Origin of the sequence: Myxococcus stipitatus DSM 14675, assembly GCF_000331735.1 — a bacterium.
Taxonomy (GTDB): Bacteria; Myxococcota; Myxococcia; order Myxococcales; family Myxococcaceae; genus Myxococcus; species Myxococcus stipitatus.
In genome coordinates, this window is sequence record NC_020126.1 from 9812777 (window position 1) to 9837840 (window position 25064).

A 25064-nucleotide genomic window follows, 5' to 3' on the forward strand; every position below is an offset into this window, starting at 1 on the left:
GGTGAGCCAATCAACCCTGAACAGCTCTTCATCGCGCGTGCTCGAGCAGCGAAACCTGCTCGGGGGGATGGACCTCATGCCTGTGCTCGGCCGGGGAGGGCGCAAGCGCGCTCGCAAGTTCCATGTCGCGTCGGAGAAGCGGGTGGGTTTCGCCGCGGCCCTCGCGCTGGTGGTCCAGCACGGCCGCCAGCAGGCGAAGGAGACGGGCGTCACGTCGCTGAGCCGCTGCCCGCGCTGCAACCACGTGGGCCTGACGGAGGCGGACTTCGGCTATCGCATCATGAAGGGCGAACGTCGTCCCCAGTCCTGGTGCCGCGGCTGCCGGGGTCAGCACCTGGAGGCCAGTGAGCAGCCTTCCCAGACGACGACCACCACCAGCGCTTCGCACAGCGCGGACGGCTGGCTGTTCCCGCCCGAGACGACGACCAGCACGCGGCCTCCGCGTCGTGGCAAGCGCTCGTCGACGTAGCGCAAGACCTTGAAGCCTTCCGCCGAGGGCAGCGGGCCCCAGGCTCCGGGTCGGACCCGTGGCCGGGCCCTCTCCCTCGGGGGAGCGTGAGGCGGCCGGGCGACCTTCGGGCACGGCGCGCGGCCCCCGCTCCCATCCCTGGAGGGGGTTGGAAAAGCCAGAGCCGTCCTTACCTCACCAGGGAAGGAGGCATCATGGCGGTCCGGACGAGAATGGCGGGAGTGAAGAACAAGCGGCGGGTGGCCTCGGCGGATGAGGCCCAGGCCAATGTGCAGGCCAGTCACGGACGAAAGACACTGCCTCGGGACGAAGCAGCCGCGCTGCGCCGCAGGCAGGCCCTGTCGCGCGTGACGCTCGGCCCCGCGGCGCAGGAGCATGAGCCCAAGAGCGGCCGGCGGCGCACCTCGTTGAACGGGCGCAAGAAGGCCCCCAGCGCCATGGCCATCAAGCACCGAGGAGGCCCGCGCAATCGCTCACGCCTCCACGGGGGCTGACGCCGGGTCCGCCCGCGTCCGTCGTCAGCTCGCGGTGCGCGGGCGGCGGATGCGGGCGACGAGCGCCTCGTAGGCCACGTACGACAGCGGCACCATCAGGCCGAAGAAGATGGTGAGGCTGGTGAGATACGGGAAGGCCAGGGGCTCACGCAGGTGGGCCCCGATGGAGGTGAAGAGGTTCGAAGGGTGGGTGAGCACGTTCCAGCTGTTCCAGCGCTCCACCCGGCCCAGGTAGATGCCATAGCCACACAGCACGGAGGTGACGCCGACGAAGGCCCACGCGGTGCGGCGGCCCCAGCGCTCCTCCAGCCATTGCTTCCACACCTCCAGGGACAAGAGGCCCAAGAGCCAGCCGGTGGCGACGAAGAGCGTCATGAGCGCCACGTCGAACCAGATGGGCACCACGGGCCGCTGGTGCACGTGGATGAAGTCCGTGAGCAGATAGGGTGCGTTGGGGAACAGCGCCAGCCAGGCCAGGGCCAGGGGCGCGAGCACGCGGAGGCCGTGGCCCCTGAGCATGAGGACCCGCGCCGCGAGGGCGATGACGTAGGGAGCCCAGGCCAGGACCAGGTTCCACACGAGGAACGCGTAGCTGGCGCTCTGACTCCAGTCGAGGCGGTAGGACACCATGCCCACCCCGACGGCACTGCTGAGTGCCGCGGGCCACAGGCCGTGACGGCGCAACACGGACAAGAAGGACTCAGGAGTGGGCATGGCGAGCGGTGCGGTCATGAGGCCGCGTGCCCGTGGCCTCGCGACCACGGCGGAAGGAGTTCTGGAAGTCGGATGGAGAGCAGAGCAAGGCGCGGGCCAGGGATGCGAGCCATGGTAGGCGGGGATGCATGTGCACTGGGGGGTACTCGCGGACTTGGCAGACGCGGCTCGAGGCCTGAGGGACTCAGGGCCGAGGAACGCCCACGAGGGTGAGCAGTCGGGCTTCCACGTCCGGGTGGCTCGCGAGGGCCTGCTTCATCCAGTTCCCGACGAGCTTCGAGACGTCGCCGCGGACCTCGGGGTTCGCCAGCTCCTCCTTGACCGGTCCATGCCAGAGCGTGGAGGGGATGGTGAGGCTCATCACCGCCGTGAGCCGCTCGGACAGCGCCGCGTCCGGGAGTGAGCGGCTCTCGGCTGGGAACCCGAGGGTCTTCATCCTGGCGCGCAGGGCCGTGCGCAGTCCTCGGTAGAGCCCGTCATGGTGCGTGCCGCCTCGCGGGCAGGATTCGTGATTGGCCCAGGAGAAGATGCTCGCGCCGGCGGGGTCCTGCCCCCACTGGAGCGCGAGGCTGACCTGGGTCTCCCCGATGCTTCCCTGGAAGCACCACGGTGCGTGCAGGGGTCGGGAGGAGGCGGAGCGCTCCGCGCACAGGTCGGCGAGTCCGTGCTCGCGACGGAAGGAGACCTCTGTCCCCGAGACCTCGTCCCGCAGACGCCAGGTGCTCGCGGGGACCAGCGCGGAGAGCGACGTGAGGCGCTCGGTCAGCCGGGCCACGGAGAAGCCCGAAGACGGCTCGAAGATGGAGGGGTCCGGGGTCAAGGTGAGGTGCAGCCCTTCACCCGAGGCGGGTGCGGCCTGTTCGGCTGCGGCGTCGTGGGAGGACTCCACGGGGAGCCCTTCGCGAAAGGTCCGCCGCCAGGTCTGCCCGCCATGCCAGGCAATGACCTCCAGGGGTGAGGAGAGCGCGTTGAGCACCCCCAGGTCCACGTAAGGGGTGTGGAGGATGACGCCGTGAGGCATCCCACGGGGCGGTCTCGCCATGATGTCGAAGTTCACGAACCCGAGCCATTGCTCCAGCTCCGTGAAGGGCGACACGCCCTCGGACAGGGGCCAGGGCAAGCCGTCGAAGCCGACGGAAAAGGCCCCATCCGAGGCGAGCGTGACCGAGACCTCTTTCAGCCGGGAGCCCCTCGCGCCCATGACGCCCAACATCAGCAGGGTCTCGACGAGTCGGGATTTGCCAACGCCCCCCGTGTCGCCGACGTACATCCCGGGCCGAAGGCGGATGGCCCGGCACAACGCTTCCCCATCGAGGCGGCTCATGCCCGGACAATATCAGACAGGGCTTCGGAGCTCGGCGAAATGTGATGCCAGCGATTGAACCCAGCGGATGATGCTCACACCACTCGAGGGACTCAGGGCCGAGGGCCCCGCAGGAGGCCGAGCAGCCGGGCTTCCACTTCCGGATGACTCTCGAGGGCCTGTTTCATCCAGCCCCTGACGAGCCTCGAGATATCGCCACGGGCCTCGGGGGTCGCCAACGGGTGAAACATCGGGCCACGCCAGACGATGGAGAAGGACCTGAGGCTCATCACCACCATGAGCCGCTCGGACAGCGCCGTGTTCGAGAATGCACGACTCACGGCTGGCAGCCCGAGGGCCATCCTCCTGTCGCGCAGGACCGTGCGCAGTCCTCGGAAGAGCCCCTCATGGTGCGTGCCACCTCGCGGGCTGGGCTCGAGATTGGCCCAGGAGAGAATGCTCGCGCCTGCGGGGTCCTCGACCCACTGAAGCGCGAGGTCGACCTGGGTCTCCCCGACACGTCCATTCAAGACCCATGGCTCGTGCAGCGGCCGGGAGGACGCGGCGCGCTCCGCGCACAGGTCGGCAAGTCCGTGCTCGCGATGGAAGGAGACCTCTCTCCCCGAAACCTCGTCACGCAGACGCCAGGTGGCCGCGGGCGCCAGGGCGGAGAGTGCTGACAGGCGTTCCGTCACCCCGGCCCAGGAGAACTCTTGGGGCGGGTCGAAGATGGACGGGTCTGGCGTGAAGGTGATGCGCAGCCCGCTGCCCGAGGACGGGAGAGCCAGGTCGGGTGCGGAGTCGCGGGGGGACTCCACGGGGAGCCCTTCGCGAAAGGTCCGCCGCCAGGACTGCCCGCCAGACCAGGCGATGACCTCCAGGGATGAGGAGAGCACGTTGACCAACCCCAGGTCGATGCAGGGAGTCTGAAGGAAGAGACCGTGAGGCATCCCCGGGGGCGGCCCTCCCGCGATGTCGACGTTCACGAACGTGAGCCAGGACTCCAGCTCCGCGAAGGGCGACACGCCCGTAGGCGTGGGCCAAGGCAAGCCGTCGAAGACAACGGAGCAGGCACCGTCCGATGAAAGCGCGGCCGAGACCTCCCGCAGCCTGGAGTCCCTCGCGCCCATGACGCCCAGCATCAACAGGGACTCGACGAGCCGGGATTTGCCTGACACCGTCGTGTCGCCGATATACATCGCCGGCCGCCGGCGGATGGACCGGCGAAACCCGTTCGCGGTGAAGAGCACTCCTGGACAATATCAGACAGGGCTTCGGAGCTCGGCGGAATGTGACGCCAGGGTTTGAGGCGACCGGAGGGTGCCGCATGAACCTCGGCGGCGTCGCTTGACGCCCGCGAGGAACAGCCCCCCCAGGAGCGCGAGCCCCGAGGTGCTCGAACAACCCCTCTCAGAGCCCCCAGCCGGTTGCTCCGGGTCTGGCGGTGGTGGCGCGCAGGGAGTGAAACAACGGCAGGCTTCCGCGCCTTCTGGCTCCCAGCGCGCGCAGAGGCTCCCTTCGCCGCAGGCCGCATCCTCGGTGCACGTTCGCCCGAAGGCACCTTCGCGCAGGGCCGGGAGGAGACATCGGCTCGGCCCTTCCTCCCCCGTGGCGACACAAGTGAGCCCCGCGGGGCACTCCGTGTCACGCGTACAGGCCTCCCGGCACAGGGCCTCGGGAGCGAGTGTGGGCTCGGCGGGGGGCGGTGAGGTCGCGAGGAACGGCAGGATGAAGTCCTCGCGCAACACCTCCACGCGCAGGTTGACGGCTTCGGCGCGGCAGGCCACGTCACCGCTCACGGTGAGCCCGGCGAGCACCTCGCGGCCCGCGCCGTCGCTCGCGAACACCGGACCTCCACTGTCTCCCACGCAGCTCATGCCCGGCCCAGGCTCCGCGCGAAAGACGGTGGCCTCCAGCTGGGTCACCTGGAGCGTCCCCTGCCTGCGTCGCCCCGCTGGGGCACTCACGTCCTTCGTGTCGCCATAGCCCACGGCTCGCACACGCGTGCCCCCCGTCAGCGCCAGCGACGGTTCCGGCAGTCGAGAAGGCTCGACCTGCACGGGGGCCGAGAGCCGCAGCAGCGCGGCATCATGCGTATGGGTGCGAGGCACATGGCGTGGGTGGATGACCACTTGTGAGACACGGACGAAGCGCCCGGACGCGTCCGGCGTGGGCAGCAACACAGGCCCCAGATAGACCTCGTAAGCCCCCTCCACGCCGAAGAGGTCCAGGCAGTGCGCCGCCGTCAACACGACGTCCGGCGCGATGAGGACACCGGAGCAGAGCAACAGAGGGGAGGACTCACTGCACCGCGTCCTCCGGGCAAGCAGCGCGACGGTTGCCACATCGTCCGGTGCGTCGGTGCCTTGCACGATGCGATGCACCGACCGCGACGGCGCTGTCTCCACCGTCGGCGTACACGCGACCAGGACCGCCAACACCATCAGGCCGACGTGCGCCACGAGCCTGTGTCCTCGGGAGATGGCCCCCTCCGTGTCTCGTCCGAGGGGGCCCTCACTCACGGCATGTCCCCCAAGTTGCCCACAACCCGCGTCGTCGCGAGGCACAACGGGGCCACGGCTCGTGGGAAGGTGTTCGACCCGAAGGGTGGACCTGGGATGGGAACCTTCACCCTGCATCATCCTCGCACCCTCGTTACTCCCGGCCGCCCCATCCGCCCTCACCCCTTGCCAATGACCGAGACCCTACCGCAGCCCTCACTCGGAATCGCCCTCCGGCGCTGGCGGCTGCTGCATCACATCAAGCAGACCCACGCCGCGGAACTCTTCGGCGTCAATCAGTCCACCATCTCCCGCTGGGAAGCTGGGACGCAGGCCATGGAGCCCTCGGAGCGCACACGCGTCGAGGCCCTGCTGGCCGCTCGTCTGGACGCGGCGGCGGACCACGCCCTCGCCCGGCTCGTCAACGAGAGCCCTCGCCCCGTTCATCTCATCTGCGACCTGACACACCGCCTGCTCGCGTGCTCACCCGCGCGCGCCGCTGAGTTCACGGTGCCGCTCTCCGATTTGCTGGGGCGCTCGCTCTGGCGCTACTCCACCGCCGAGATTGCCTTCAAGGAGTCCGCGCTCGATGCGCTCGGCTGGCGCGAGACGCTCGCTCCCGCCTCCGTCGAGTTCCCCAGCGGCACGAACACCTCCTCCATCATTCCCATCCGCGCCAGCCTGTGCCGCTGGACGCGGATGACACTCTCCGATGGCACCGCGGCCCGTCTCGTTGAGACACTCCGAGGCAGAGGACTCATTCATGACGCTGGAGAAGTGGAACAGAAGCAGGGGCCTTGGGGTGCTGCTCGTCGGGTGGATGGCCGGCATGGGATGCACGTCGGCACACCTGCATCCGCTCCCGACACTCTCGAACGACTTCCCAGCCCCCACGGGAGGCGCGGCGAGTGAGCCTCATGAGGGCCTGATTGTCGGGATGCGGCGCACGCAGGGTGACACCTTCACGTCCGCGTACTCCATCCAGGCCTACAGCGATGGATGCGTTGTGTATGAAGGCAGAGACCTGGTGGAGAGCCAAGGCAGACACGAGTTCCGGCTGACCGAAGCGCAGCTCGGACACCTGCGGAAGCTCCTGACCACCCACGTCCGCACCGAGGAGGTCTACGGAGACGCGGAGGGACGGCACTACGCATGCCCTCATGGGGAGCTCAACGCGCCGGGAATCGTGTTGCTGGCACCAGAGGTGGGGGTCACTCGGCCCATCTGCTATCCCGACTACGCCTCCATGGCGTATCCCTCGATGCTCGGTGGAGTCGATTACGCGATTGATGAGGTGCTGGGCTCCGCCCGTTGGACGGGATGCAAGCACCGGGTGACAGGGCTTGGTGGGTGCTGAACCTCGCGCATATTTCATGCGTGGACTCCGGGCGGCGGGTTGTCCAGGCTCGACGGTGACTGCAAGGACCCCTGCCATGCACACCGACACCCTCCAGAGTCGCCTCGACTTCCTCCGGGAGGCGGAGAAGCTCAAGGACGTCCTCCGAAGTGGCCACACCTCCTCCGGCCGGCCGGAGAGCACCGCCGAGCACACCTGGCGGCTGTGCCTGATGGCCCTCGTGTTCGGCGACGCACTGCCGGGACTCGACCCGCTCAAGCTCCTTCAGATGTGCATCGTCCACGACCTGGGCGAAGCCATCCACGGCGACATCCCCGCCATCCACCAGGGCGCCCACCCCGACAAGGGCGCACGAGAGCGCGAAGACCTGCGGCACCTGACGCGGATGCTCGACGCGCCCCTTCGAGAGCGCATCCGCTCCCTGTGGGACGAATACGAACAGGCCTCGTCTCCCGAGGCCCAGGCCGTGAAGGCGCTCGACAAGCTGGAGACGATTCTCCAGCACACCCAGGGCATGAACCCCGCCGACTTCGACTACGCCTTCAACCTCGCCTACGGCCGCAAGTACACCGACGGCCATCCCTTGTTCAGCGCCTTGCGTGCCCTCATCGACGCGGACACGACTCGGCGTATGGTGGGCGAGGAGTCCCCCAAGCCCCCTCCCCGAGGAACGTGATGCCCGTGACGCTCCGGCCCGAAGCTCCCGCGGACAGCGCGGCCATCGAACACGTGACGGTCGCCGCGTTCAAGAACGCGCCCCACACGGACCACACCGAGCAGTTCATCGTCAACGCGCTCCGCCGCGCCGGAGCGATGACCGTGTCCCTGGTCGCGGAGGACGGCGGCATCCTCGTCGGCCACGTCGCCCTCTCGCCCGTGAGCATCTCCTCCGGCGCCCGGGGCTGGTACGGACTGGGGCCCATCTCCGTGCTGCCTGACCGCCAGGGACAAGGCATCGGCGCGCAGTTGATGAACGCCTCGATGGCCGCGCTGAAAGACCTGGGCGCGGCGGGCTGCGTGTTGCTCGGAGACCCGGCCTTCTACAGCCGCTTCGGCTTCCAGCCCCAGCCCGGCCTGGTGCTCCCCGGCGTGCCTCCCGAGTACTTCCAGGCCCTGCGCTTCCACGGCGACTGGCCCGAGGGCACGGTGACGTATCACGACGCGTTCAACGCGACGTCGTGAGGGGACTCAGGCGGGTCCTGTCCCCTGGAGCAGCGAGCCCCAGGGGAAGCGGTAGACCTGGATGCAGACGAACGCCAGCAGGTAGAGCACGGGGAACAGCCGGGAGTCCTCCTCGCACTGGGCCAGCCCCATGATGAGCAGGACCCAGCCGAACCCCAGCACGGGCGCGAGCGAGTAGGTCGACAGCACGAACACCAACAGCAGCACGTCCCGACTCCTCGCCACGGCGCCTCGCAGCGGGACGAGGAATGCCAGCGCGACCGCGAGCTCGATTCCCAGCGTCCACCGCGTCATCACGGTCGCCAGCCCATCCACGGCCGGCGTCGAGACGAGCTGCACCGAGCCCAGCGTGCTGTCGTAGTTCGTCAGCGCGTGCAGCGCCGCGGTGTTGAGCTCGGCCATGGCGGCCGTCACCTGTCCCACGCCCTGCCCTACGGACTGGAAGCGAGGGTCCTGCAACAGCGCGTAGCGGAAGAAGCTCCCATCCAGGTAGTCCTCCGAGACGAGCTTCCAGAACACCGCGAAGGCGAAGCACCCGCCCACCAGCGCGCGAGCACTCACGGCCAGCACCCGCTCCGGCTCGCGCGCACAGGCCGCGCAGAACAACGCCAGACACCAGTAGCTCAAGAGGTACTTGTGATTGTCCGCCTCGAAGCGCTCCTGGAAGGTGCCCACCAGCGTGATGACGAAGGCGATGAACCACAGCATCGGCTCGCGCTTGAGCCTGGGGAGCAGCAACCCGAGCACCGCGACCAGGGTCAGCGGAATCCGCACCCGCAAGGCCCCGCTCGAGTAGAGCATCAAGAGCAGCAGCGACATCGTGGCGCAGAGCTCGAACCGGTCGACGTGCAGGCTCGCGAGCAGCTCATCGCTCCAGGACCTTGGCGGCGCGGACGTCGCCACGGCCTCTCCGGGAATGGCGTGGCTCATGGCGGCACGCTCGCGCTCGCCTCTGCCATCCGGGTGGCAACCAGCCTGGACGAGGACGACTCGAATCGGAACGCCCACAACTCCACGCGCACGCGCTGGAAGACATGCGCCCGGCCGAGTGGAGGCGGTGGCTCGCCAGCCTCCAACATGCGCAAGAGGCGCACGCCCATGAAGTCGACACGCCCCACGTCGGAGTCCCCGGGCGACGGCTCGACGCCCTCCGCGAGGAGCGCCTGGTAGCGCGTGACGGCGGAGGCCAGCCGCTCGGGCACCCAGGTTCCGTTCGCGACGCGGGTGGCGAGCCCCTCCAGCGCATCGTGCGTCGGCAACACGCGGACGTCGTAGCCCAGCTCCTTCATCCGGTCGGGCAGACGGACCTGCACCTCCGATTCACCATCCACCAGGTACACCCGGAGGAAGCGCGCGCTGGGTGAGTCCACCGTGGAGAACATCCCGAAGCCGCCGCCCTTCCACGGAGACAGCCCCCGCGACTCCACGAGGAAGAGATGAACAACCGCCACCAGCAGCAGCAACGCGGGCGCGCACAGCGCCAACAGCCGCTCACGCCAAGGCGAGGACTCCGTCATCACCGCGCCCCCTTCGTGCCGCCCCCTCCCGCCGCGCACGAGCCGATGCCCACGCAGAAGCCACAGCCGTACCAGGCGCTCTCCTGCGCGCCATCCAGGCACAGGTAGTGGTCCTTGCAGAGCAGGGCCAGCAAGGCACACGACGTCTCCGTCAGCTCCAGCCGGCACGCGGGGAAGTGCTTGGGGTCTATCCGCCAACCATGTTGCTGGAAGGCCGCGCGCATCGCGTCCACGGCATCGGGGTGGCCCGCCAACTCGATGACCTCTTCTGGCGAGCACCCTTCATCCAGACACTCGGAGGCATAGGAGGCATGGAGCTCCCGCAATTCCTCGGTGTCACAGCCTTCGCTCTGGCACTCCTCGTGGTAGTCGCCCTGTCGGCGCTCCCCTTCCGGGGAAGGGTCCGCCATCGGCCACGACAGCACGGCGGCGATGACCAGCGCCGTGCCTGCATAAGCCAGGAGCTTCCGCATGGAGCCTCCCTCCGAGAGATTCGGTGGGCCGTCACACGGAGCCACAGCGGATGGATGAGGCCTCGAGCCTCAGTGAATCACAGCCAGTGCTTCAATGGCTTCACGTCCGTCGCATCCATCGACGGGAAGTGAACATCGGACAGGAGCGCCCAACACCACACAGGTGGGCAACAGGCCGAGACGCGAAGGGTCTCCTCGGAGGTCGTGATTCTCCAACGGTCTGGATATCTCTTACGTTACACTTGCCATTCCATGTCGAATCCATGCGCAATCGCGGTGTACACGTCAGGCTCGGGGGTCCCCAATCACGTCTCCGAGCGCCCCTGGCGTGGGGTGGTCTCTCCGGACTCGTATGGCAATATGTCTGGCCTCGGGCATCAACTCATGGCCCACGTTCAGCGCGTGCAGGGCGATATGGAGTCCGTGGTGCGCCAGCTCATCGATGAGTCCCCCCGGGGCTTGCGCCACGGAATCCAAAGCCCCGACGAACCGGAGGGCGACCGCTTCACAGAGGAGGACGCCAGACTGAGAGTCGCCCCGGACAAGACCGATATGCGGGGCTACGTCTACGTCTTCGACCTGGAAGCACGTCGGCTCGACGTGTTCTCGACCCTGGCCAGGTACGGCGGCAAGCGGATGCGCTCCGTCGTCTTTTCGGAGACGGGCACGCCCGACCTGCGGGCGCTCGACCTCTTGCCTGCGGAGACTGTCGATGAACCCCTCCTTCCCGGCGAGGAGCTCTCGGCCCAGACACTGAAGGACTGGATCGAGGGCCTGCCCATGCTGGAGGCAGACTCCACGGTCCTCTATTGGGGGGACACGGAAGAGGGCCCAGACGGCGCGCTCGCCATCACGCTCCGGGTCGCGACCTACGAAGACGGCAGCATCGTCCAAGTGGTGGAAAGCCTGTGGGACGTGGTGCCCCCCTCCGCGCGACTGGAGCCGGAGCGTGTCCGGAACCTCCTCGATGCGCTCGTCGACGTGGTCCGCGAGAATCCCAAGCGGCTCGATCCGTTCTGGATCTCCGAGCAGGACACCCTGCGTCGCTCTGGAGCAAGACAGCGCAAGAGCCTCGCGAAAGTCTTGAGGGCTCGCTGGGCCCGCAGCTCCCGCTCCGAGAAGTAGCCGCCCTTCCGGTTGGGTGAAAACACCGCTCGCTACCGCTCGTTCCGCGCCTCCTGCTCCGCCGCTTCCGTCAGGGTGCGAATCTCCTCCCGCAGGCTGACCAGCCGCCCCCGGTTGCGCTGGAGCATCGTGTCGAGCTGACGGACCCGCGCCTCATCTCCGCGAGCCTCCGCTTGCTCCCGCTCGCGCTCCAGCCGCTCCACGTCGCGCCCCAGCAGCGTGGTGATGTGCGTCGTCTTCTCCAGCCGCCACCGCGCCGTCTGGGGCAGCTCCGGCTGTATCTCGTCGTTCTGCTGCGGCGGCGGGTTCTCCACCTCCGGCTCCGGTGGCACATCCCCGGGCCGTGGCTCCACCACCGTCGCGGCGGGTGGAGCCTCCTCGGACGGAACGAGCCTGGCGCGGGAAGCCTTCGCCGCCTGGGCCGCGCGGACGACCCGGGCCTTCACCTCCTCCGTCGACTCTTCCTCCACCACCTCCTGGCTCGGAAGGGGTTTCCACTCCAGCACGCCCACCAGGAGCATCAACACGAGCGCGATGCCCAGTCCCAGCAGCCCCCACTTCAGCCGTCGGGCCACCTCGTCCCTGTCCCGCATGTCCCGCCTCCCTCAGAAACGCACGCGCCAACCACCAGACCGCCGCTCCACGCGCAACACCCACGGCTCCTGGCCCACTTCGCCGTCCTGCGCGACTCGCGCCCGCACCAGCACCGCGTCCGAATCCCTGCCATCCAACCTCGACTCCACGATGTCCACCAGCGACAGGCCATGCTCCCGCATCTCCCGCACGGCCTCCTCGCACGGGCGCATGCTGCCTCCAGTCGCCAGCAGCGGCCCCAGCACCTCGCAGTCGCCCGACGGAAGCGCCTCGAAGAAGCGCCGCACCGTCGCCTCCGCGGCCTCCGTCTTCGAGGCCGTGGACGAACACGCGAGCAGGGCCCACAGCGCCCCGCTCAGCCCGACACCCCGCCAACTCCGGAGGCCCATGTCTCAGTAGCAGTTGGGCGCGAACAGCTCGTCGTCCGCCGCGGACACGAACTGGTCGTCACACCAGGCGCTCGCCAGCATATGGCCGTTGCGCACACAGCCATCGTGGTTCGTCGCATCCAGCGTGTACTGGGTGTCGCCACCACAATCACCGCCACAGCGGCCGAAGCAGTTGCCCATCACCTTGGGGCGCGACCAGTGGTCCGGCTCGCCACACACCCACGTGCTCCCGTTCAGGTAGTACTCATCCCCGTTGCACGAGGCGTGGTCACCCAGCTGCGCAATCTGCTGGTTGCCCGCGTAGCTGAAGCCACCCTTGTTGCAGTCGTGCTTCGAATACGAATACCAGTTGTACACGCCACCGCAGCTCCCCGTGTTCCGGCCATTGCAGCGCGCATAGCTGCACAACATCGTGTAGCCGCGCCCCTGCTCGCCCATCACCGTGCGCTGCAGCTCCACCGTGGATGGGTGCTGCGCCCACAGGCCCACCGCGCGCCGCAGATACATGGCCTCCGGCGCCGCCGCGTCACCCACCGGCAGCTCCGCGCTCAGCGCGTCGTAGAGCGACTCGAGCAGCTCCCGGTCCGCGTCCGTCAACTGCGTGTCCGCCGCGCCCTCGTCCGCGAAGCCATCCAACGTGGAGACACCGCTCGCCGGGTCCATCAACCCCGACAACGTCATCCCTCTCAGTCGAACCTCCAGCCGGTAGACGCCGGGCTCCACCTCGCGAGAGGAGAAGGACACCTCACCCGTCTCGCGGCTGAACGAGCCCTGCGTCACGCCCGTCTCGCTGCCCAACGACAGTCCATCCTGCTTCGCCCGCGAAGACTCATCACCACAGGCCCACAGCATCAACGTCGCGACCGCACAGAGCGCCTTGCGCATACCGTTGCATTCCCTCCGGCCAGGGACTTCGTCCCAAGAAGACCCTTCGTGCTATCGAGTGCTCACACTTCTCTCAAGGCCGAGTGCGTCACATCCCGCCTGAAACATCGAGCCTGTGTTTCGCGGGTGCGGAGGGACCCGGGACGCGGAAGATGGGCAGCGGCCCCGCGACACGCTCCAACGCGACGCCTCCCTCCGGCAATGACTCCTCCGCTCCCGTGACGAGCAGCCCTCCCGGAGCAAGCCTCGCCACCAGCCCCGCCAGCACCTCCCGCTGGAGCGGCGGCGCGAAGTACGTGAACGCGACGTTGCGACACAGCACGAGCTGGAACGGCCCCTCCGGCATGCCCGCCCGCAAGTCCTCCCGCTGGAAGACGAGCCCCTCCCGATACTCGGGCGAAAGACACGGCGCCTCATCCGGCCCCGGGAAGGCGCGCGCCACCCAGTCGGCCGGCAACTCCCGCAGCGTCCCTCGCGGATAACACCCCCGCCGCGCCCGCTCGAGCAGCCCCGCATCCACCTCCGTGGCGAGGAGCTCCAAGCGCGCCGCAGGGAAACGCGGCAGCAACCCCAACCGGAACAGGATGCTCACCGTGTAGGGCTCCTCACCGGAGGCACACCCCGCGCTCCAGACTCGCAGCACCGGCGAGGACTCCAGCAACGGCGGCAACAGCTCCTCGCGCAGCACGTCGAAGATGCGGGCGTCCCGATAGAAGCGGGAGACCGTGACGCGGCAGAGTGAATCCAGCACCGCCCACTCCTCCGGGTCCGACTCCAGCCGCGCGCGATACGCCGAGACACTCGTGAGCCCCAAGGTCGCGAGCCTCCGCGCCATGCGCTTGCAGACCTGCCCGCGCACCCGCCGGAAGCCTTCCGGCCGCAGCCGCAGCCGCGGCGCAATCCATTGCAGCAGCTCCGCGCAGTCCTGGTCCTTCACCCTGTTCTCCCGCGCGCCTCGGCGTCGTCCCGCCGCACGATGCCCCAAGGCCGCCGCCAATCTGTGCCCCCGCGCTCCGGGCGTCACCACGGGCGCTGGTGAGCCCCGGTGTCTCCTGGGAGAAATCCTGGAAGCGGACACTCCGCCTGGAATCATCCGCCCGGGAGGCCGGGGGTCAAGCGAGCCAAGCAGGCCGGGATATGGCATGACGCTCGGGCGTTTCGTTGGACCCGGAGGAAACTGCCCTTGAAGAGACTGACTGCGCTCACCCTGTCGGCGGCCCTGACGGCGGCTGGCTGCACGAGTGGCACCATGGCCACCCAGCCGACCACTCCCGCCGAGCAAGCGCCCGCCCCCACCCCTCCCGCCCAGGCCGCGCCGGCCCCCAAGTCGCTCCCGGCGCCGCGCACCTCCGAGCTGCTCTCGGGGACGGTGGAGACGTTCACCGCCGCGTGCACCGCCGACATCGAGCGGGCCCAGGCGCAAGTCACCGCGCTGAAGAAGCTGGACGCCCGCAAGGACGGCCCCGCCGTGCTCGCCGCGTATGACGAAGCGATGGGCTCGCTCATCGCCTCGGCCAACCGCGCGAGCCTGGCCCGCGAGGTCCACCCGCAGGCCCCCTTCCGCGACGCCGCCCGCGAGTGCGAGCAGCGCGTGGACGCCACCAACGTGGACATCTCCCAGGACCGCGGCGTCTATGACGCCCTCTCCGCCGTGGACCTGTCCCAGGCGGACGGCCCGACGCGCTACTGGATGGAGCGCACGCTGCTGGACTTCCGCCGCGCCGGCGTGGACCGCGACGACGCCACGCGCGCCCGGGTGAAGGCCCTCAACGAGGAGCTGCTCAAGCTGGGCCAGCAGTTCGGCAAGAACATCGCCGAGGGCGTGCGTCAGGAGTCCTTCTCCGCGAAGGAGCTGGCCGGGCTGCCCGCGGACTACGTGAAGGCGCACCCCGCGGGGAAGGACGGCAAGGTGGTCATCACGACCAACTACCCCGACTACTTCCCCTTCATGACGTACGCGAAGGACGCCAAGGCGCGCGAGAAGATGTGGCGCACCTACCGGCAGCGCGCGTTCCCCGGCAACCAGGAGGTGCTCGCGCAGCTCATCGCCAAGCGGCACGAGCTGGCGACGCTGCTGGGCTACACGAGCTGGGCGGCGTACACCACCGAGACGAAGATGACCCGCACGCAGCAGGCGGCGGCGGACTTCATCGACCGGCTGTCCACGGCCACGCAGGCGCGGGCGAAGCAGGAGTTCGGCGAGCTGCTCGCGCGCAAGAAGAAGGACGTCCCCAACGCCAAGACGCTGGAGCCGTGGGACCACGACTACTACGAAGACCGGCTGCGCGCGGAGCGCTTCGGCTTCGACTCGCAGGTGGTGCGTCCCTACTTCGAGTACAGCCGGGTGAAGGCCGGCGTGCTGGACATCACCTCGCGCATCTGGGGCATCACCTACCGCCGCGCGGAGGACGCCAAGGTCTGGCACTCCGAGGTGGAGGCCTACGACGTGCTCGAGGGCGACACGCTCCTGGGCCGCATCTACCTGGACATGCACCCGCGCGATGACAAGTACAAGCACGCGGCGCAGTTCGACCTGGCGCAGGGCCAGGCCGGCAAGCGGCTCCCGGAAGGCACCCTGGTGTGCAACTTCGCGCGCCCCGGCGAGCTGATGACCCACGACGAGGTGGAGACGTTCTTCCACGAGTTCGGCCACCTGCTGCACGCCGTCTTCTCCGGCAAGCAGCAGTGGAGCGGCATCAGCGGCATCCGCACGGAGTGGGACTTCGTGGAGACGCCGTCCATGCTCCTCCAGCAGTGGGCCAACAGCCCCGAGGTGCTCAAGGAGTTCGCCAAGCACCACGAGACGAACGCGGCGATTCCCGCGGAGCTGGTGGAGAAGCTGCGCACGTCGAAGGAGTTCGGCATCGGCCTGTGGGCGCGCCGGCAGCTCTTCCTGTCCGCGGTGAGCCTGGACTACTACTCGCGCAAGCCGGGCTTCGACACCTCGGCGGCGCTGGTGGAGCAGCAGACGAAGCTCAGCCCCTTCAAGCACGAGTACCGTCCCGGCACCCACTTCGAGCTCGCCTTCGGGCACCTGGATGGGTACTCGGCGGCGTACTACACGTACCTGTGGTCCTCCGTCATCGCGAAGGACCTGGAGACGGAGTTCCAGAAGCACGGCTACCTGGACCGTGAGACGGCGATGAAGTACCGCCGCACGGTGCTGGAGCCCGGTGGCGCCAAGCCCGCCGCGGAGCTGGTGAAGGACTTCCTCGGCCGCGACTACGGCTTCGACGCGTACCGCGCCTACGTCGACGCCGCGAAGGCGAAGTAGTCCCAACCCAAGGTTGTCCCGGGGAGCCCGCCGTGCGGTCGCGACGGGCTCCCTGGTTCACGCGCTGCCTTCGACGTCTTCCTTCGCGAGCGCCGCCTCCACCTCCGCGCCCAGCGGGTAGATGACCAGGTGCCGCGAGGGCTCGCTGCCGTGGCTCACGGCCTCCAGCGGATAGCGGCTCACCAGGCGATGCTGGAGCTTGCGCAGCCGAGGCTGACGCGGCGCCAGCGAGATGGAGATGCCCTCGCTCAGCGCGCGCTGGACCGCGTGCTCGGCCTCCGCCACCGCCTCGCGGACCTCCTCTTCATCCACGCCTTCCAGCACATTGAAGAAGCCCTTCAGCGCCCGGCGAAGCTCCGCCGTGCTGCTGCGCTTCACGGACTCCACCCGGGCGCCGGTCTTCGCCACCACCCGCCGCATCCTCGGGTCGTTGGCCTTCGAGCGCACCGTCACCACCAGGTCCGCGGACTCCATCCGGCTCACCAGCCGCGCCTCCACGGGAAGCTCGCGCAAGACCTTCTGCAACAGGTCCCGGCTCACCGCGTGCGCGTAGATGCGGGTGAGGCCGCGCAGGTCCTCGGAGGGCGCCGCGTCGGGTGAGGCCTCGGAGGAGGGCCTCGCTCCGAACCGTGACGCACGAGGCTCCGCGGCGGTGCTCGCCGCGCTCACGGGAGCCGCCGGTGCCACGGTCTCCACGGGCACAGGCGGCCGTTCCCCCGCGCGGCGGGCCTCTGTCACGGGCACCTCCATGTCGAGGCGTGTCCCCGGCTCCGCTCCCGTGGCGTCCTCGCCCTCGACGGACCGCATCGCCCTGGCGCCCCTGGACTCCGTCGCCACGGGCCGTGTGCTTCTCACGGGGACTGGGGCCACCTCCACCTGCCCCGACGCCGGGTCCCGCCACCGCCGCTCACCGCCCACCTCCTTGCCAGCCAACAAGCGGTCCACCGCCTCCGCCGTGTCGGCGTGCACGCGCACCTCATCGCGGTTCACCATCTCCACGACGATGTCGAACGTGGGCGGCGCCTTGCGCTCGCTCACCGTCTTCTGCGTGCGCCGCCGCCGGGCCTCGTCATCGCTCAGCGTCACCGTGTGGACACCGCCCACCAGGTCCGAGAGCGTGGGGTTCAGCACCAGGTTCTCCAGCGTGTTGCCGTGCGCCGTCGCCACCAACTGCACACCGCGCTCGGCAATCGTCCGGGCCGCGGCGGCCTCCGCCGACGTGCCAATCTCGTCGACGATGATGGCCTCCGGCATGTGGTTCTCGACCGCTTCAATCATCACGTCGTGCTGACGGTCCGGTCGCGACACCTGCATCCGCCGAGCCCCACCGATGCCCGGGTGCGGCACGTCCCCATCCCCGCCAATCTCGTTCGAGGTGTCGACGACCATCACCCGCTTGCCCAGGTCATCCGCGAGCACCCGCGCGACCTCGCGCAGCTTCGTCGTCTTCCCCACGCCCGGCCGCCCCAGCAGCAGCACGTTGCGCCCCGAGCCGATGAGGTCCTTCAGCATGTCGATGGTGCCGTAGACCGCGCGCCCCACCCGCAGCGTCAACCCCACCACCTGCCCTCGCCGGTTCCGAATCGCGGACACCCGGTGCAGCGTCCGCTCGATGCCCGCCCGATTGTCCTCTCCCGGAGGCCCCACCTGCGCCATCACCTGCGCCAGGTCCTCCGGTCCCACGGGAGACTCGCGCAGCGTCACCACGCGGTCCACGAGCCGGGCCTCCGGCACGCGCCCCAGGTCCAGCACCACCTCCAGCACCTGCTCGGGGGCAAGCGCCCGGACCACCGCTCGCAGCTCCTCCGGCAGCACCTCCACCCAGAGGCGGAAGTCGTCAGCAGCGGCGGCATCGACACGCGATGAGGTCATGACACCCCTCCTCTACCGGAGGCCCGAGGCCGCTTCCATGCCTCCTCCGCGCAACCTGCTTCCTTTCCCTCACGCTCGGCCTCTCGCTCCCACCTGGCCTGCCCACGCAAGGCACGCGACTTCACCCCCGCAGCCTCGCACCACCCACGCGAGGGCACGCCGCACCCGTTCCACTCGCCTCCAGGGAGTCCCCCCGTTCACTGTCCATCGCCCGGCGTTGGTGAGCGTCTTGCTTCGTCCCCCCAGCGGCGGAGTGAAAGGGGGAGGACGCGGTGACTTCCAGGCTTCACGAACGAAGGCGCTGGCTGGGGCTCGCGGGCACGGGCTGCCTGCTGCTGCTCGCCGGCTGCAAGGGTGACTCGCCTCCCTCCGCGCGCGTCCTGCCCGACACACCCCGCGACGACCCGCCCGTCCAGGTCACCGGTTGCGAGAGCCCCTCCACCGACCCGGGCCGCGTCACCCTCCACCGACTCAACCGCGCGGAATACGACGCCACCGTGCGCGACCTCCTGGGCGACACCACGCGCCCCGCGCGCGCGTTCCCCGTGGATGACCACGGCTATGGCTTCGACAACAACGCGGACGTCCTCAGCCTGTCCCCCTTGCTGATGGAGAAGTACGCCTCCGCCGCCGAAGCGCTCATCGAGAGCGCGTGGACACGAGGCACCCTGCGCACCTGCGCGCTCGACCCCACCACCCCCGAACCCTGCGCACGCGACATCCTCTCCCGCTTCGCGCGCCGCGCCTGGCGCCGCCCCGTCACCGCCGAGGAGGTGGACCGGCTGCTGCGTCCGCTCGCGCTCGCGAAGCAGCACGGAGACCCACCCGAGGCGGGCGTGAAGCTGGCCCTGCGCTCGGTGCTCGTCTCGCCGCACTTCCTCTTCCGCGTGGAGACGGACCCCGAGCCCGCCTCCAAGACACCCCACAAGGTCAGCGCGTTCGAGTTGGCCAGCCGCCTCTCCTACTTCCTCTGGAGCAGCATGCCCGACGAGGCGCTCCTCCAGGCCGCCGAGCAGGACAAGCTGCGCACGCCCCAGGAGTTGGAGGCGCAGGTGCGCCGGATGCTCGCGGACCCGAAGGCCCAGGCCCTGGTGAGCAACTTCGCCGGACAGTGGCTCTTCACCCGCGCGCTCGACTCCGCGGAGCCGGACCCCACGCTCTACGGCGCCTTCAACGACACGCTGCGAAGGGCCATGCGCCAGGAGACCGAGCTCGTCTTCCAGGAGTTCCTCACCGGCGACTACAAGCTGAGGGACCTGCTGGATGCGCCCTTCACCTTCGTGAACGACGCGCTCGCCGCGCACTACGGGCTGCCGCTGCCCGGGAGCACCACGCCCCAGCGCGTGGACCTGACCGGGCACCCCGAGCGCCGAGGCATCTTCGGCCATGGCTCGCTGCTCACCGTCACGTCCAACTCCGACCGCACCTCGCCCGTGCAGCGCGGCGTCTGGGTGTTGGAGCAGCTGCTGTGCTCGGCGCCTCCGCCGCCCCCGCCCAACGTGGAGGGGCTGCCGCCACCGGTGAATCCCGACATGACGATGAAGGAGCGCATGGCGCTGCACCGCAGCCTGCCGCAGTGCCAGGGCTGTCACCGGATGATGGACCCGTTGGGGCTCGCGCTGGAGAACTACGACCCCATCGGCCGCTGGCGCCTGAAGGAGGTCAGCGGCGCGCCCGTGGACGCGACGGGAGACCTGCCCGACGGCAACGTCCTCAACGGCGGCGCGGACATGCGGCGCTTCGTGAAGGCGGACCCGAAGCTGCCCGAGTGCATGACCGAGCATCTGCTCACCTACGCGCTGGGCCGAGGCACCTCCGACGCGGACGCGTGCGCGGTGCGGCTCATCGCGGCCTCGGCGGAGGCTCGGGGCGGACGGCTCAGCGACTACATCCTCGCCATCGTCCTCAGCGACCACTTCACCTCCCGGCGAGGTGACACGGAGGCAGCATCCCCATGAGCAGGAAGCCTTCCCTCTCCCGACGCACGGTGCTGCGCGGCGCGGGCGCGCTCCTGGCGCTGCCCTGGCTGGAGCGGATGCTCCCCGGCACCGCCCGAGCCGCGGCCCCCGCGCCCTCGCCCAAGCGCCTGGCTGTGTTCTACGTGCCCAATGGCATCCACATGCCCAAGTGGACCCCCACCGGCACGGGCGCGGCCTGGGAATTGACGCCGACGCTCCAGCCGCTCGCCCCGGTGAAGAGCGACGTGCTCGTCATCAGCGGGCTCGCCAACGACGCGGGCCGGCCGGATGGAGACGGCCACCACGCCGCGGGCACCGCCGCGCTGCTGTCCTGCACCAAGGCCTTCAAGACGGAGGGCACCGACCTGCGCGCGGGCATCTCCATGGACCAGGTCATCGCCAACCACCTGGCCCGGCAGAAGGCCACGCGCTTCGCCTCGCTGGAGCTGGGCATCGACGCGGGCCGAGGCATCGGCAACTGCGACTCCGGCTACGCGTGCCCCTACGCGAACAACATCGCCTGGGCGGGGCCGCACACGCCCATGGCCAAGGAAGTGGTGCCCCAGGCCGTCTTCGACCGGCTCTTCGGCGGCACCCACTCCGGGGAGACGCAGGCCCAGGCCGCCAGGCGCCGCGCCTACGGCCTGAGCATCATCGACTCCGTCCGGGAGGACGCCACCGGGCTCCAGCGGAAGCTGGGCACGACGGACCGGCGCAAGCTCGACGAGTACTTCACCAGCGTCCGGGACCTGGAGAAGCAGGTGGATGCCATGGGGGTCCCCACCTCCGCGTGCGGGACCCCCACCGCGCCGGGAAGCGATGAGGACCCTCGCGCCAAGACGAAGGCGATGATGGACCTCATCGTCCTCGCCTTCCAATGCGACCTCACCCGCGTGGTGACCTTCATGCTGGCCAACGCGCGCAGCAACAAGGTGTATGGCTTCCTGGGCCTCAGCGGCGGACACCACGCGTACTCCCACCACCAGCACGTCCAGTCCAACTTCGACGCGCTCGCGCGCATCGACCGCTGGGAGGTGGAGCAGTACGCCTACCTCGTGCGTCGCCTGAAGGAAGTGAAGGATGGGCAGGGCGTGCCGCTGCTCGACAACGCGTTGGTCTACTTCACGAGCGAAATCGAGGACGGCAACGGGCACATCCACAAGAACCTGCCCGTGCTGCTCTCGGGCAAGGGCGGCGGCGCCCTGGTCACGGACCGCCACCTGCGCGCGCCCGGGGTCCCCATCGCGAACCTCTACATCTCGCTGATGCGGGCCATGGGCGTCCCCAACGTCAACACGTTCGGTGCGGATGGCACCCGGGAGCTCTCCGGGCTCCTCGTCGGTGGGTAGGGGCCGACCTCGACAGGCGGGCATGCGCGCGTGGGCGTCCTGTCGCATCATCGCGGGCATGCGTTTGCCTTCCGTCGCGCTTCGCACGCCGCTGCTCGTCCTCCTCGTTCTTCCCCTGGGCTGTGTCTCTCCCTCGAAGTCGGCTCAACGCAAGCCCGCCCCTTCGTCCCAACGCTCAACCACCGCCTCCGCGCAGCGCGCTCCGACTCCGGCGCGCGCCGCGCCTCCCGAGCCTCGCGCCGCCCCTGCCTCCTCCGCCAAGGACTTCGCGCTCGAGATGGTGCAGGCGCACAACGAAGCGCGCCGGGAGGCGAGGCCCACGCCCAAGCCGCCCCTGCCCCCGCTGGTCTGGTCCGACGCGGCCGCGCGACAGGCCGCGTCCTGGGCCAAGGCGTGCAAGTTCGAGCACAACCCGAACCGAGGTGACCTGGGAGAGAACCTGGCCGCCGCCACGCCGGACATGTGGGGCACGGCCCAGGTGGTGAAGAGCTGGGCGGATGAGGCCAGCGACTACGACCACACTCGCAACACCTGCAGGAAGGGCAAGGTGTGCGGGCACTACACGCAGGTGGTGTGGCGCAAGACGACGGGCGTCGGCTGCGCGACGGTGCTGTGCAAGAAGAACTCGCCCTTCGGGGCGTCCTTCCCCACGTGGCAGCTCTGGGTGTGCAACTACACGCCGCCCGGAAACTTCGTCGGACAGCGACCGTACTGAGCCACACCAGCGTGGGGCAGCTCCCGCACCGGGTGGGTGAGGCGCACACCCTTTCGGGAGCGGGAGCGGCGGCTGATAATCCGCGACATGAACCGCTCCTTCGTCCGACAGCTGCTCGCCCTGGGTCTCCTCGTGCCGTGGCTCTCCACGGGTTGCGACTCGGGGGACTCGCCCGAAGAGGACCCGCCCTCGGGTGATGCGGGCATCCCCGACGGAGGCACCGGCACGCCCGACGGCGGCGAGTCGTTGTCGCAGTTCGCGCGGGACATGCTGGACGGACACAACGCCACGCGCGCCGCCGCGAAGCCCGTGCCCAGCCCCGCGCTGACGCCGGTGACGTGGGACACGAACGCGGAGAACGTCGCGAAGGCCTATGCGGCGAAGTGCGAGTTCAAGCACAACACCGACAGGGGCAACCTGGGCGAGAACCTCTACGCCGCCACCCCCGACTCCAAGACCACCCGCGCCGTGGTGGAGGGCTGGAGCAGCGAAATCAACGACTACACCTACGCCACCAACGCCTGCGCGCAGAACAAGATGTGTGGCCACTACACGCAAATCGTGTGGCGGAACACGAAGCGCATCGGCTGCGCCACGCAGGTCTGCACGAAGAACTCACCCTGGGGCGCGCAGTGGCCCACGTGGCAGCTCTGGGTCTGCAACTACGCGCCGCCGGGCAACTACGTCGGCGAGCGGCCCTACTGAGCCATCCGCTTCAGCGCCGCAGGTGGTGCTCGAAGAACATCGACGTCTCCGCCCAGGCCATGGCCGCCGAGCGCTCGTCGTAGCCCGGGGCCGTCGGGTTCGCGAAGCCGTGCGCGCCCTCCAGCTCCACGACGCGGTGGCGCACGCCCGCGCCATCCAGCGCGTCGCGGAGCACCCAGGAGTCCTCGCGGCGAATCACCTCGTCGCGCGCGGCGATGATGCCCAGCACGGACGCGCGGATGGTGGCCAGCGCCTCCACGTCCGTCACCACGGGGTTGGCGTAGTAGAGCACCGCCGCGTCCAGCTCCGGAATCTCCATGGCGGCCTTGAGCGACCAGCCCCCGCCCACGCTCCACCCCAACACCCCCGTGCGGGTGGCGCGCACGCGGGCATCCTCCTGGAGGAACACATGCGCCGCCTTCAGCGCCTGCGTCGTCCGCGCCGGGTCCAGCTTCCGCGACAGCGCGAGCGCCTGCACCGCCGTGGTGGGCACCTTGCCGTCGTACAGGTCCACCGCCAGCGCCGCGTACCCGTTGGCCGCCAGCCGGTCCACCCAGTGGCGGATGTGCGCGTCGAGCCCCCACTGCTCATGGATGACGAGCACCGCGGGCAAGGGCGCCTTCGCGTGCTCCGGGAGGCTCAGGTACGCCTTCATCCCGCCCACCTCCACCTCCTGCCCCTGGGGCACGGCCGGCGCCTGGGCGGGCGAGGTGTGCAGGGCCTTGAACTCCTCCTCGGTGATGGCGCCCGTGGGAGACGGGCCCCGCAGCACCTCGCGCGGGACGCCTCCCCGCATGCAGCCGCCCAGCAGCAGCAGCGAGCCCAACAGCAACACCCGGCGGGGGAGGGAGGTCTTCATGGCGAGTCCCAGCGCGAAAACAAGAGGGCCGGCAGGGGATTCCCCGGCCAGCCCTCGTATCACCCCTGCTCGTTGGAGCCGGGAGACTACTTCTTCTGCTCGGCGGAAGGCGGCATCGCCGGCGCCGGCGGGGCCTCCGGCGGCTTGACGATCTCCAGCAGCTCCACCTCGAACACCAGGGCCGCACCGCCCGGGATGTTCGGGGGCGCGCCGCGGTCGCCGTAGGCGATGTCGGACGGGCACACCAGCTTGGCCTTGCCGCCGACCTTCATCTTCTGCACGCCCTCCGTCCAGCACTTGATGACGCCCTGGAGCGGGAACTGCGTGGGCTCGCCCCGCTTGTAGGAGCTGTCGAACTCCGTGCCGTCGGCCAGCGTGCCCTTGTAGTGGACCTTCACGATGTCCGTGGCCTTCGGGGACTCACCCGTGCCCGGGGTCAGCTCCTTGTAGACCAGGCCGGACTCGGTCTTCTCCGCGCCGGACTCCTTGGCCTGGGTCTCCAGGAACGCCTTCGCCTTCTCCTTCTCCTTCTCCGCGCGGCGGGTGCTGCGCGCCCGGGCCAGCTCCGACAGCTTCGGCGCGTACGCCTCCATCTCCACCAGGGACTTCTCGCCCTTCACCTGAGCGTTGAGACCCGCCTGGACGTACGCCATCTCCTCCTGGGTCAGGTCGAAGATGCTGATGTTCCGGCCCAGCGTCACGCCGAGCGCGTACAGCGTCTTCTGTTCATCCGTCTGGGGGTTGGCCGCAGCGGCCGCGCTGGCCCCGTCCTTCGCCCCCTGAGGCTGGCACGCCGCCAGGCTCAGCATCATCGCAACAAGACACATCTTCCGCATGTGTTTGCCCTTCCTTGGCTTGCTTGCAGCGGCCGCAAACCCGCTGCCCATCACAATTCCTGGAGGGGCGACTTCCTACTACAGAAAGCCCCGAACATCTGCCCGTCACCACACGGGGCGGCACCACCTGTTTCACCTGGACGGGATATTTCTCCACTCAGCGTCCTCATCGCCCGGACCCGGGGTGTCTCGGCGGGGGTCCAGGTCCCGGAGGCGGCCCCGCCCCCCGCGACACCGGAGGGCGCAACGCCTCCCATGGCCTCACCTCCGTCCCCGGTAGGACTTGAAGGCGCGCGCGGAAACCCTGGCGCAATAGCCAGTCTTTCAACACCAGCTCAGCTGTGTAATGCGCCGCGTCTATTTCGATGAGTGTTTCACCCGGCCGCTGGCGCGTACTCCAGGTGCCACGAAGAAATGAGCCCTGCTCAAAGGGGAAACAGGGCAACACGCGCACGCATCTCCTGGCTCGGGAAATACAAGCATCACTCCGCAA

General features: G+C 69.3%; 26 protein-coding genes. 12 read left to right on the forward strand and 14 right to left on the reverse strand.

Annotation, left to right across the window (positions count from 1 at the left end):
• Position 1 precedes the first annotated feature (1 nt).
• Both MYSTI_RS38150 and MYSTI_RS38155 read left to right on the forward strand, forming a co-directional pair.
• Positions 2-469 (forward strand): hypothetical protein, encoded by a 468-nt coding sequence (locus MYSTI_RS38150; protein WP_015353212.1) that lies wholly within the window; start codon positions 2-4, stop codon positions 467-469.
• Between the two features lie 194 nt (positions 470-663).
• Entirely contained in the window at positions 664-963 is a 300-nt protein-coding gene (locus MYSTI_RS38155; RefSeq protein ID WP_015353213.1) for a hypothetical protein, read from the forward strand.
• Between the two features lie 24 nt (positions 964-987).
• Here MYSTI_RS38155 and MYSTI_RS38160 read toward each other — a convergent pair whose 3' ends face one another.
• From MYSTI_RS38160 to MYSTI_RS38175, 4 genes are all read right to left on the reverse strand, one after another.
• A complete protein-coding gene (locus MYSTI_RS38160; RefSeq protein ID WP_015353214.1) occupies positions 988-1695 on the reverse strand; it encodes a DUF1361 domain-containing protein in 708 nt (235 codons plus the stop codon).
• Between the two features lie 166 nt (positions 1696-1861).
• Entirely contained in the window at positions 1862-3001 is a 1140-nt protein-coding gene (locus tag MYSTI_RS38165; RefSeq protein ID WP_015353215.1) for a DNA topoisomerase subunit B, read from the reverse strand.
• Positions 3002-3093: 92 nt separating this feature from the next.
• The gene (locus MYSTI_RS38170) at positions 3094-4158 is read right to left on the reverse strand and encodes a DNA topoisomerase IV subunit B family protein (protein ID WP_233278091.1); all 1065 of its coding nucleotides are present in this window, start codon (positions 4156-4158) and stop codon (positions 3094-3096) included.
• Between the two features lie 84 nt (positions 4159-4242).
• Complete coding sequence (locus MYSTI_RS38175; RefSeq protein WP_015353217.1) at positions 4243-5442, reverse strand: S1 family peptidase; 1200 nt, start codon at positions 5440-5442, stop codon at positions 4243-4245.
• A 231-nt stretch (positions 5443-5673) separates the two neighbouring features.
• Here MYSTI_RS38175 and MYSTI_RS38180 point away from each other — a divergent pair, with 231 nt between their 5' ends.
• The 4 genes from MYSTI_RS38180 (at position 5674) to MYSTI_RS38195 (ending at position 8020) form a co-directional block, all read left to right on the forward strand.
• Complete coding sequence (locus MYSTI_RS38180) at positions 5674-6393, forward strand: helix-turn-helix domain-containing protein (RefSeq protein ID WP_015353218.1); 720 nt, start codon at positions 5674-5676, stop codon at positions 6391-6393.
• Between the two features lie 25 nt (positions 6394-6418).
• Positions 6419-6838 carry a DUF6438 domain-containing protein gene (locus tag MYSTI_RS38185; RefSeq protein WP_015353219.1) on the forward strand — a complete coding sequence of 140 codons (420 nt, stop codon included), beginning with the start codon at positions 6419-6421 and terminating at the stop codon, positions 6836-6838.
• Positions 6839-6914: 76 nt separating this feature from the next.
• Positions 6915-7514 (forward strand): HD domain-containing protein, encoded by a 600-nt coding sequence (locus tag MYSTI_RS38190; protein WP_015353220.1) that lies wholly within the window; start codon positions 6915-6917, stop codon positions 7512-7514.
• A complete protein-coding gene (locus MYSTI_RS38195) occupies positions 7514-8020 on the forward strand; it encodes a GNAT family N-acetyltransferase (RefSeq protein WP_015353221.1) in 507 nt (168 codons plus the stop codon). The genes MYSTI_RS38190 and MYSTI_RS38195 overlap by 1 nt, the downstream gene beginning before the upstream one ends.
• Before the next feature lie 6 nt (positions 8021-8026).
• Here the strand turns inward: MYSTI_RS38195 and MYSTI_RS38200 are convergent, their stop codons facing one another.
• Genes MYSTI_RS38200 through MYSTI_RS38210 form a run of 3 tightly spaced genes read right to left on the reverse strand, consistent with a single transcriptional unit; the run spans position 8027 to position 10010 of the window.
• Complete coding sequence (locus MYSTI_RS38200) at positions 8027-8950, reverse strand: hypothetical protein (RefSeq protein ID WP_015353222.1); 924 nt, start codon at positions 8948-8950, stop codon at positions 8027-8029.
• Complete coding sequence (locus MYSTI_RS38205) at positions 8947-9537, reverse strand: hypothetical protein (RefSeq protein ID WP_015353223.1); 591 nt, start codon at positions 9535-9537, stop codon at positions 8947-8949. The genes MYSTI_RS38200 and MYSTI_RS38205 overlap by 4 nt, the downstream gene beginning before the upstream one ends.
• On the reverse strand, positions 9537-10010 hold the full coding sequence (locus tag MYSTI_RS38210; RefSeq protein WP_015353224.1) for a hypothetical protein: 474 nt from the start codon (positions 10008-10010) through the stop codon (positions 9537-9539). The genes MYSTI_RS38205 and MYSTI_RS38210 overlap by 1 nt, the downstream gene beginning before the upstream one ends.
• Positions 10011-10436: 426 nt before the next feature.
• Here MYSTI_RS38210 and MYSTI_RS38215 point away from each other — a divergent pair, with 426 nt between their 5' ends.
• Positions 10437-11135, forward strand: coding sequence for a hypothetical protein (locus tag MYSTI_RS38215; RefSeq protein ID WP_233278092.1), 699 nt, complete (start codon positions 10437-10439; stop codon positions 11133-11135).
• A 32-nt stretch (positions 11136-11167) separates the two neighbouring features.
• Here MYSTI_RS38215 and MYSTI_RS45490 read toward each other — a convergent pair whose 3' ends face one another.
• From MYSTI_RS45490 to MYSTI_RS38235, 4 genes are all read right to left on the reverse strand, one after another.
• Positions 11168-11728 carry a hypothetical protein gene (locus tag MYSTI_RS45490; protein WP_015353226.1) on the reverse strand — a complete coding sequence of 187 codons (561 nt, stop codon included), beginning with the start codon at positions 11726-11728 and terminating at the stop codon, positions 11168-11170.
• Positions 11729-11740: 12 nt separating this feature from the next.
• Positions 11741-12118: a lipoprotein gene (locus MYSTI_RS38225; protein ID WP_015353227.1), complete on the reverse strand. Its 378-nt coding sequence runs from the start codon at positions 12116-12118 to the stop codon at positions 11741-11743.
• Between the two features lie 3 nt (positions 12119-12121).
• Positions 12122-13003 carry a hypothetical protein gene (locus MYSTI_RS38230; protein ID WP_015353228.1) on the reverse strand — a complete coding sequence of 294 codons (882 nt, stop codon included), beginning with the start codon at positions 13001-13003 and terminating at the stop codon, positions 12122-12124.
• Between the two features lie 88 nt (positions 13004-13091).
• The gene (locus tag MYSTI_RS38235; protein ID WP_015353229.1) at positions 13092-13940 is read right to left on the reverse strand and encodes a CheR family methyltransferase; all 849 of its coding nucleotides are present in this window, start codon (positions 13938-13940) and stop codon (positions 13092-13094) included.
• A gap of 246 nt (positions 13941-14186) precedes the next feature.
• On the opposite strand from MYSTI_RS38235, the gene MYSTI_RS38240 reads away from it, so the two are divergent.
• Positions 14187-16277 (forward strand): M3 family metallopeptidase, encoded by a 2091-nt coding sequence (locus MYSTI_RS38240; protein WP_233278093.1) that lies wholly within the window; start codon positions 14187-14189, stop codon positions 16275-16277.
• A gap of 57 nt (positions 16278-16334) precedes the next feature.
• Here the strand turns inward: MYSTI_RS38240 and MYSTI_RS38245 are convergent, their stop codons facing one another.
• A complete protein-coding gene (locus tag MYSTI_RS38245) occupies positions 16335-18149 on the reverse strand; it encodes a R3H domain-containing nucleic acid-binding protein (protein ID WP_015353231.1) in 1815 nt (604 codons plus the stop codon).
• Between the two features lie 272 nt (positions 18150-18421).
• Between MYSTI_RS38245 and MYSTI_RS38250 the strand changes: the two genes are divergently transcribed.
• The 4 genes from MYSTI_RS38250 to MYSTI_RS38265 all read left to right on the forward strand — a co-directional run bounded on the left by MYSTI_RS38250 (position 18422) and on the right by MYSTI_RS38265 (position 22876).
• Entirely contained in the window at positions 18422-20107 is a 1686-nt protein-coding gene (locus tag MYSTI_RS38250; RefSeq protein ID WP_015353232.1) for a DUF1592 domain-containing protein, read from the forward strand.
• Positions 20104-21456, forward strand: a complete 1353-nt coding sequence (locus tag MYSTI_RS38255) for a DUF1552 domain-containing protein (protein ID WP_015353233.1) — start codon at positions 20104-20106, stop codon at positions 21454-21456. The genes MYSTI_RS38250 and MYSTI_RS38255 overlap by 4 nt, the downstream gene beginning before the upstream one ends.
• 22 nt (positions 21457-21478) lie before the next feature.
• On the forward strand, positions 21479-22171 hold the full coding sequence (locus MYSTI_RS38260) for a CAP domain-containing protein (protein ID WP_015353234.1): 693 nt from the start codon (positions 21479-21481) through the stop codon (positions 22169-22171).
• 87 nt (positions 22172-22258) lie between these two features.
• Positions 22259-22876, forward strand: a complete 618-nt coding sequence (locus tag MYSTI_RS38265) for a CAP domain-containing protein (protein WP_015353235.1) — start codon at positions 22259-22261, stop codon at positions 22874-22876.
• Between the two features lie 10 nt (positions 22877-22886).
• On the opposite strand, the gene MYSTI_RS38270 is transcribed toward MYSTI_RS38265, so the two are convergent.
• Together MYSTI_RS38270 and MYSTI_RS38275 are read right to left on the reverse strand one after the other, a co-directional pair.
• Positions 22887-23735, reverse strand: a complete 849-nt coding sequence (locus MYSTI_RS38270) for a dienelactone hydrolase family protein (protein WP_015353236.1) — start codon at positions 23733-23735, stop codon at positions 22887-22889.
• Between the two features lie 86 nt (positions 23736-23821).
• Complete coding sequence (locus MYSTI_RS38275) at positions 23822-24571, reverse strand: FKBP-type peptidyl-prolyl cis-trans isomerase (RefSeq protein ID WP_044282589.1); 750 nt, start codon at positions 24569-24571, stop codon at positions 23822-23824.
• Positions 24572-25064: the final 493 nt, after the last annotated feature.

Bases quoted from the DNA above. Each gene is read 5' to 3' on its own strand.
- MYSTI_RS38195 (WP_015353221.1), top strand. From the start codon at position 7,514: ATGCCCGTGACGCTCCGGCCCGAAGCTCCCGCGGACAGCGCGGCCATC.
- MYSTI_RS38245 (WP_015353231.1), bottom strand. From the start codon at position 18,149: ATGACCTCATCGCGTGTCGATGCCGCCGCTGCTGACGACTTCCGCCTC.
- MYSTI_RS38210 (WP_015353224.1), bottom strand. From the start codon at position 10,010: ATGCGGAAGCTCCTGGCTTATGCAGGCACGGCGCTGGTCATCGCCGCC.
- MYSTI_RS38265 (WP_015353235.1), top strand. From the start codon at position 22,259: ATGAACCGCTCCTTCGTCCGACAGCTGCTCGCCCTGGGTCTCCTCGTG.
- MYSTI_RS38205 (WP_015353223.1), bottom strand. From the start codon at position 9,537: ATGACGGAGTCCTCGCCTTGGCGTGAGCGGCTGTTGGCGCTGTGCGCG.
- MYSTI_RS38185 (WP_015353219.1), top strand. From the start codon at position 6,419: ATGCGGCGCACGCAGGGTGACACCTTCACGTCCGCGTACTCCATCCAG.
- MYSTI_RS38275 (WP_044282589.1), bottom strand. From the start codon at position 24,571: ATGCGGAAGATGTGTCTTGTTGCGATGATGCTGAGCCTGGCGGCGTGC.
- MYSTI_RS38260 (WP_015353234.1), top strand. From the start codon at position 21,479: ATGCGCGCGTGGGCGTCCTGTCGCATCATCGCGGGCATGCGTTTGCCT.
- MYSTI_RS38255 (WP_015353233.1), top strand. From the start codon at position 20,104: ATGAGCAGGAAGCCTTCCCTCTCCCGACGCACGGTGCTGCGCGGCGCG.
- MYSTI_RS38270 (WP_015353236.1), bottom strand. From the start codon at position 23,735: ATGAAGACCTCCCTCCCCCGCCGGGTGTTGCTGTTGGGCTCGCTGCTG.
- MYSTI_RS38165 (WP_015353215.1), bottom strand. From the start codon at position 3,001: ATGAGCCGCCTCGATGGGGAAGCGTTGTGCCGGGCCATCCGCCTTCGG.
- MYSTI_RS38160 (WP_015353214.1), bottom strand. From the start codon at position 1,695: ATGACCGCACCGCTCGCCATGCCCACTCCTGAGTCCTTCTTGTCCGTG.
- MYSTI_RS38225 (WP_015353227.1), bottom strand. From the start codon at position 12,118: ATGGGCCTCCGGAGTTGGCGGGGTGTCGGGCTGAGCGGGGCGCTGTGG.
- MYSTI_RS38180 (WP_015353218.1), top strand. From the start codon at position 5,674: ATGACCGAGACCCTACCGCAGCCCTCACTCGGAATCGCCCTCCGGCGC.
- MYSTI_RS38190 (WP_015353220.1), top strand. From the start codon at position 6,915: ATGCACACCGACACCCTCCAGAGTCGCCTCGACTTCCTCCGGGAGGCG.
- MYSTI_RS38200 (WP_015353222.1), bottom strand. From the start codon at position 8,950: ATGAGCCACGCCATTCCCGGAGAGGCCGTGGCGACGTCCGCGCCGCCA.
- MYSTI_RS45490 (WP_015353226.1), bottom strand. From the start codon at position 11,728: ATGCGGGACAGGGACGAGGTGGCCCGACGGCTGAAGTGGGGGCTGCTG.
- MYSTI_RS38230 (WP_015353228.1), bottom strand. From the start codon at position 13,003: ATGCGCAAGGCGCTCTGTGCGGTCGCGACGTTGATGCTGTGGGCCTGT.
- MYSTI_RS38155 (WP_015353213.1), top strand. From the start codon at position 664: ATGGCGGTCCGGACGAGAATGGCGGGAGTGAAGAACAAGCGGCGGGTG.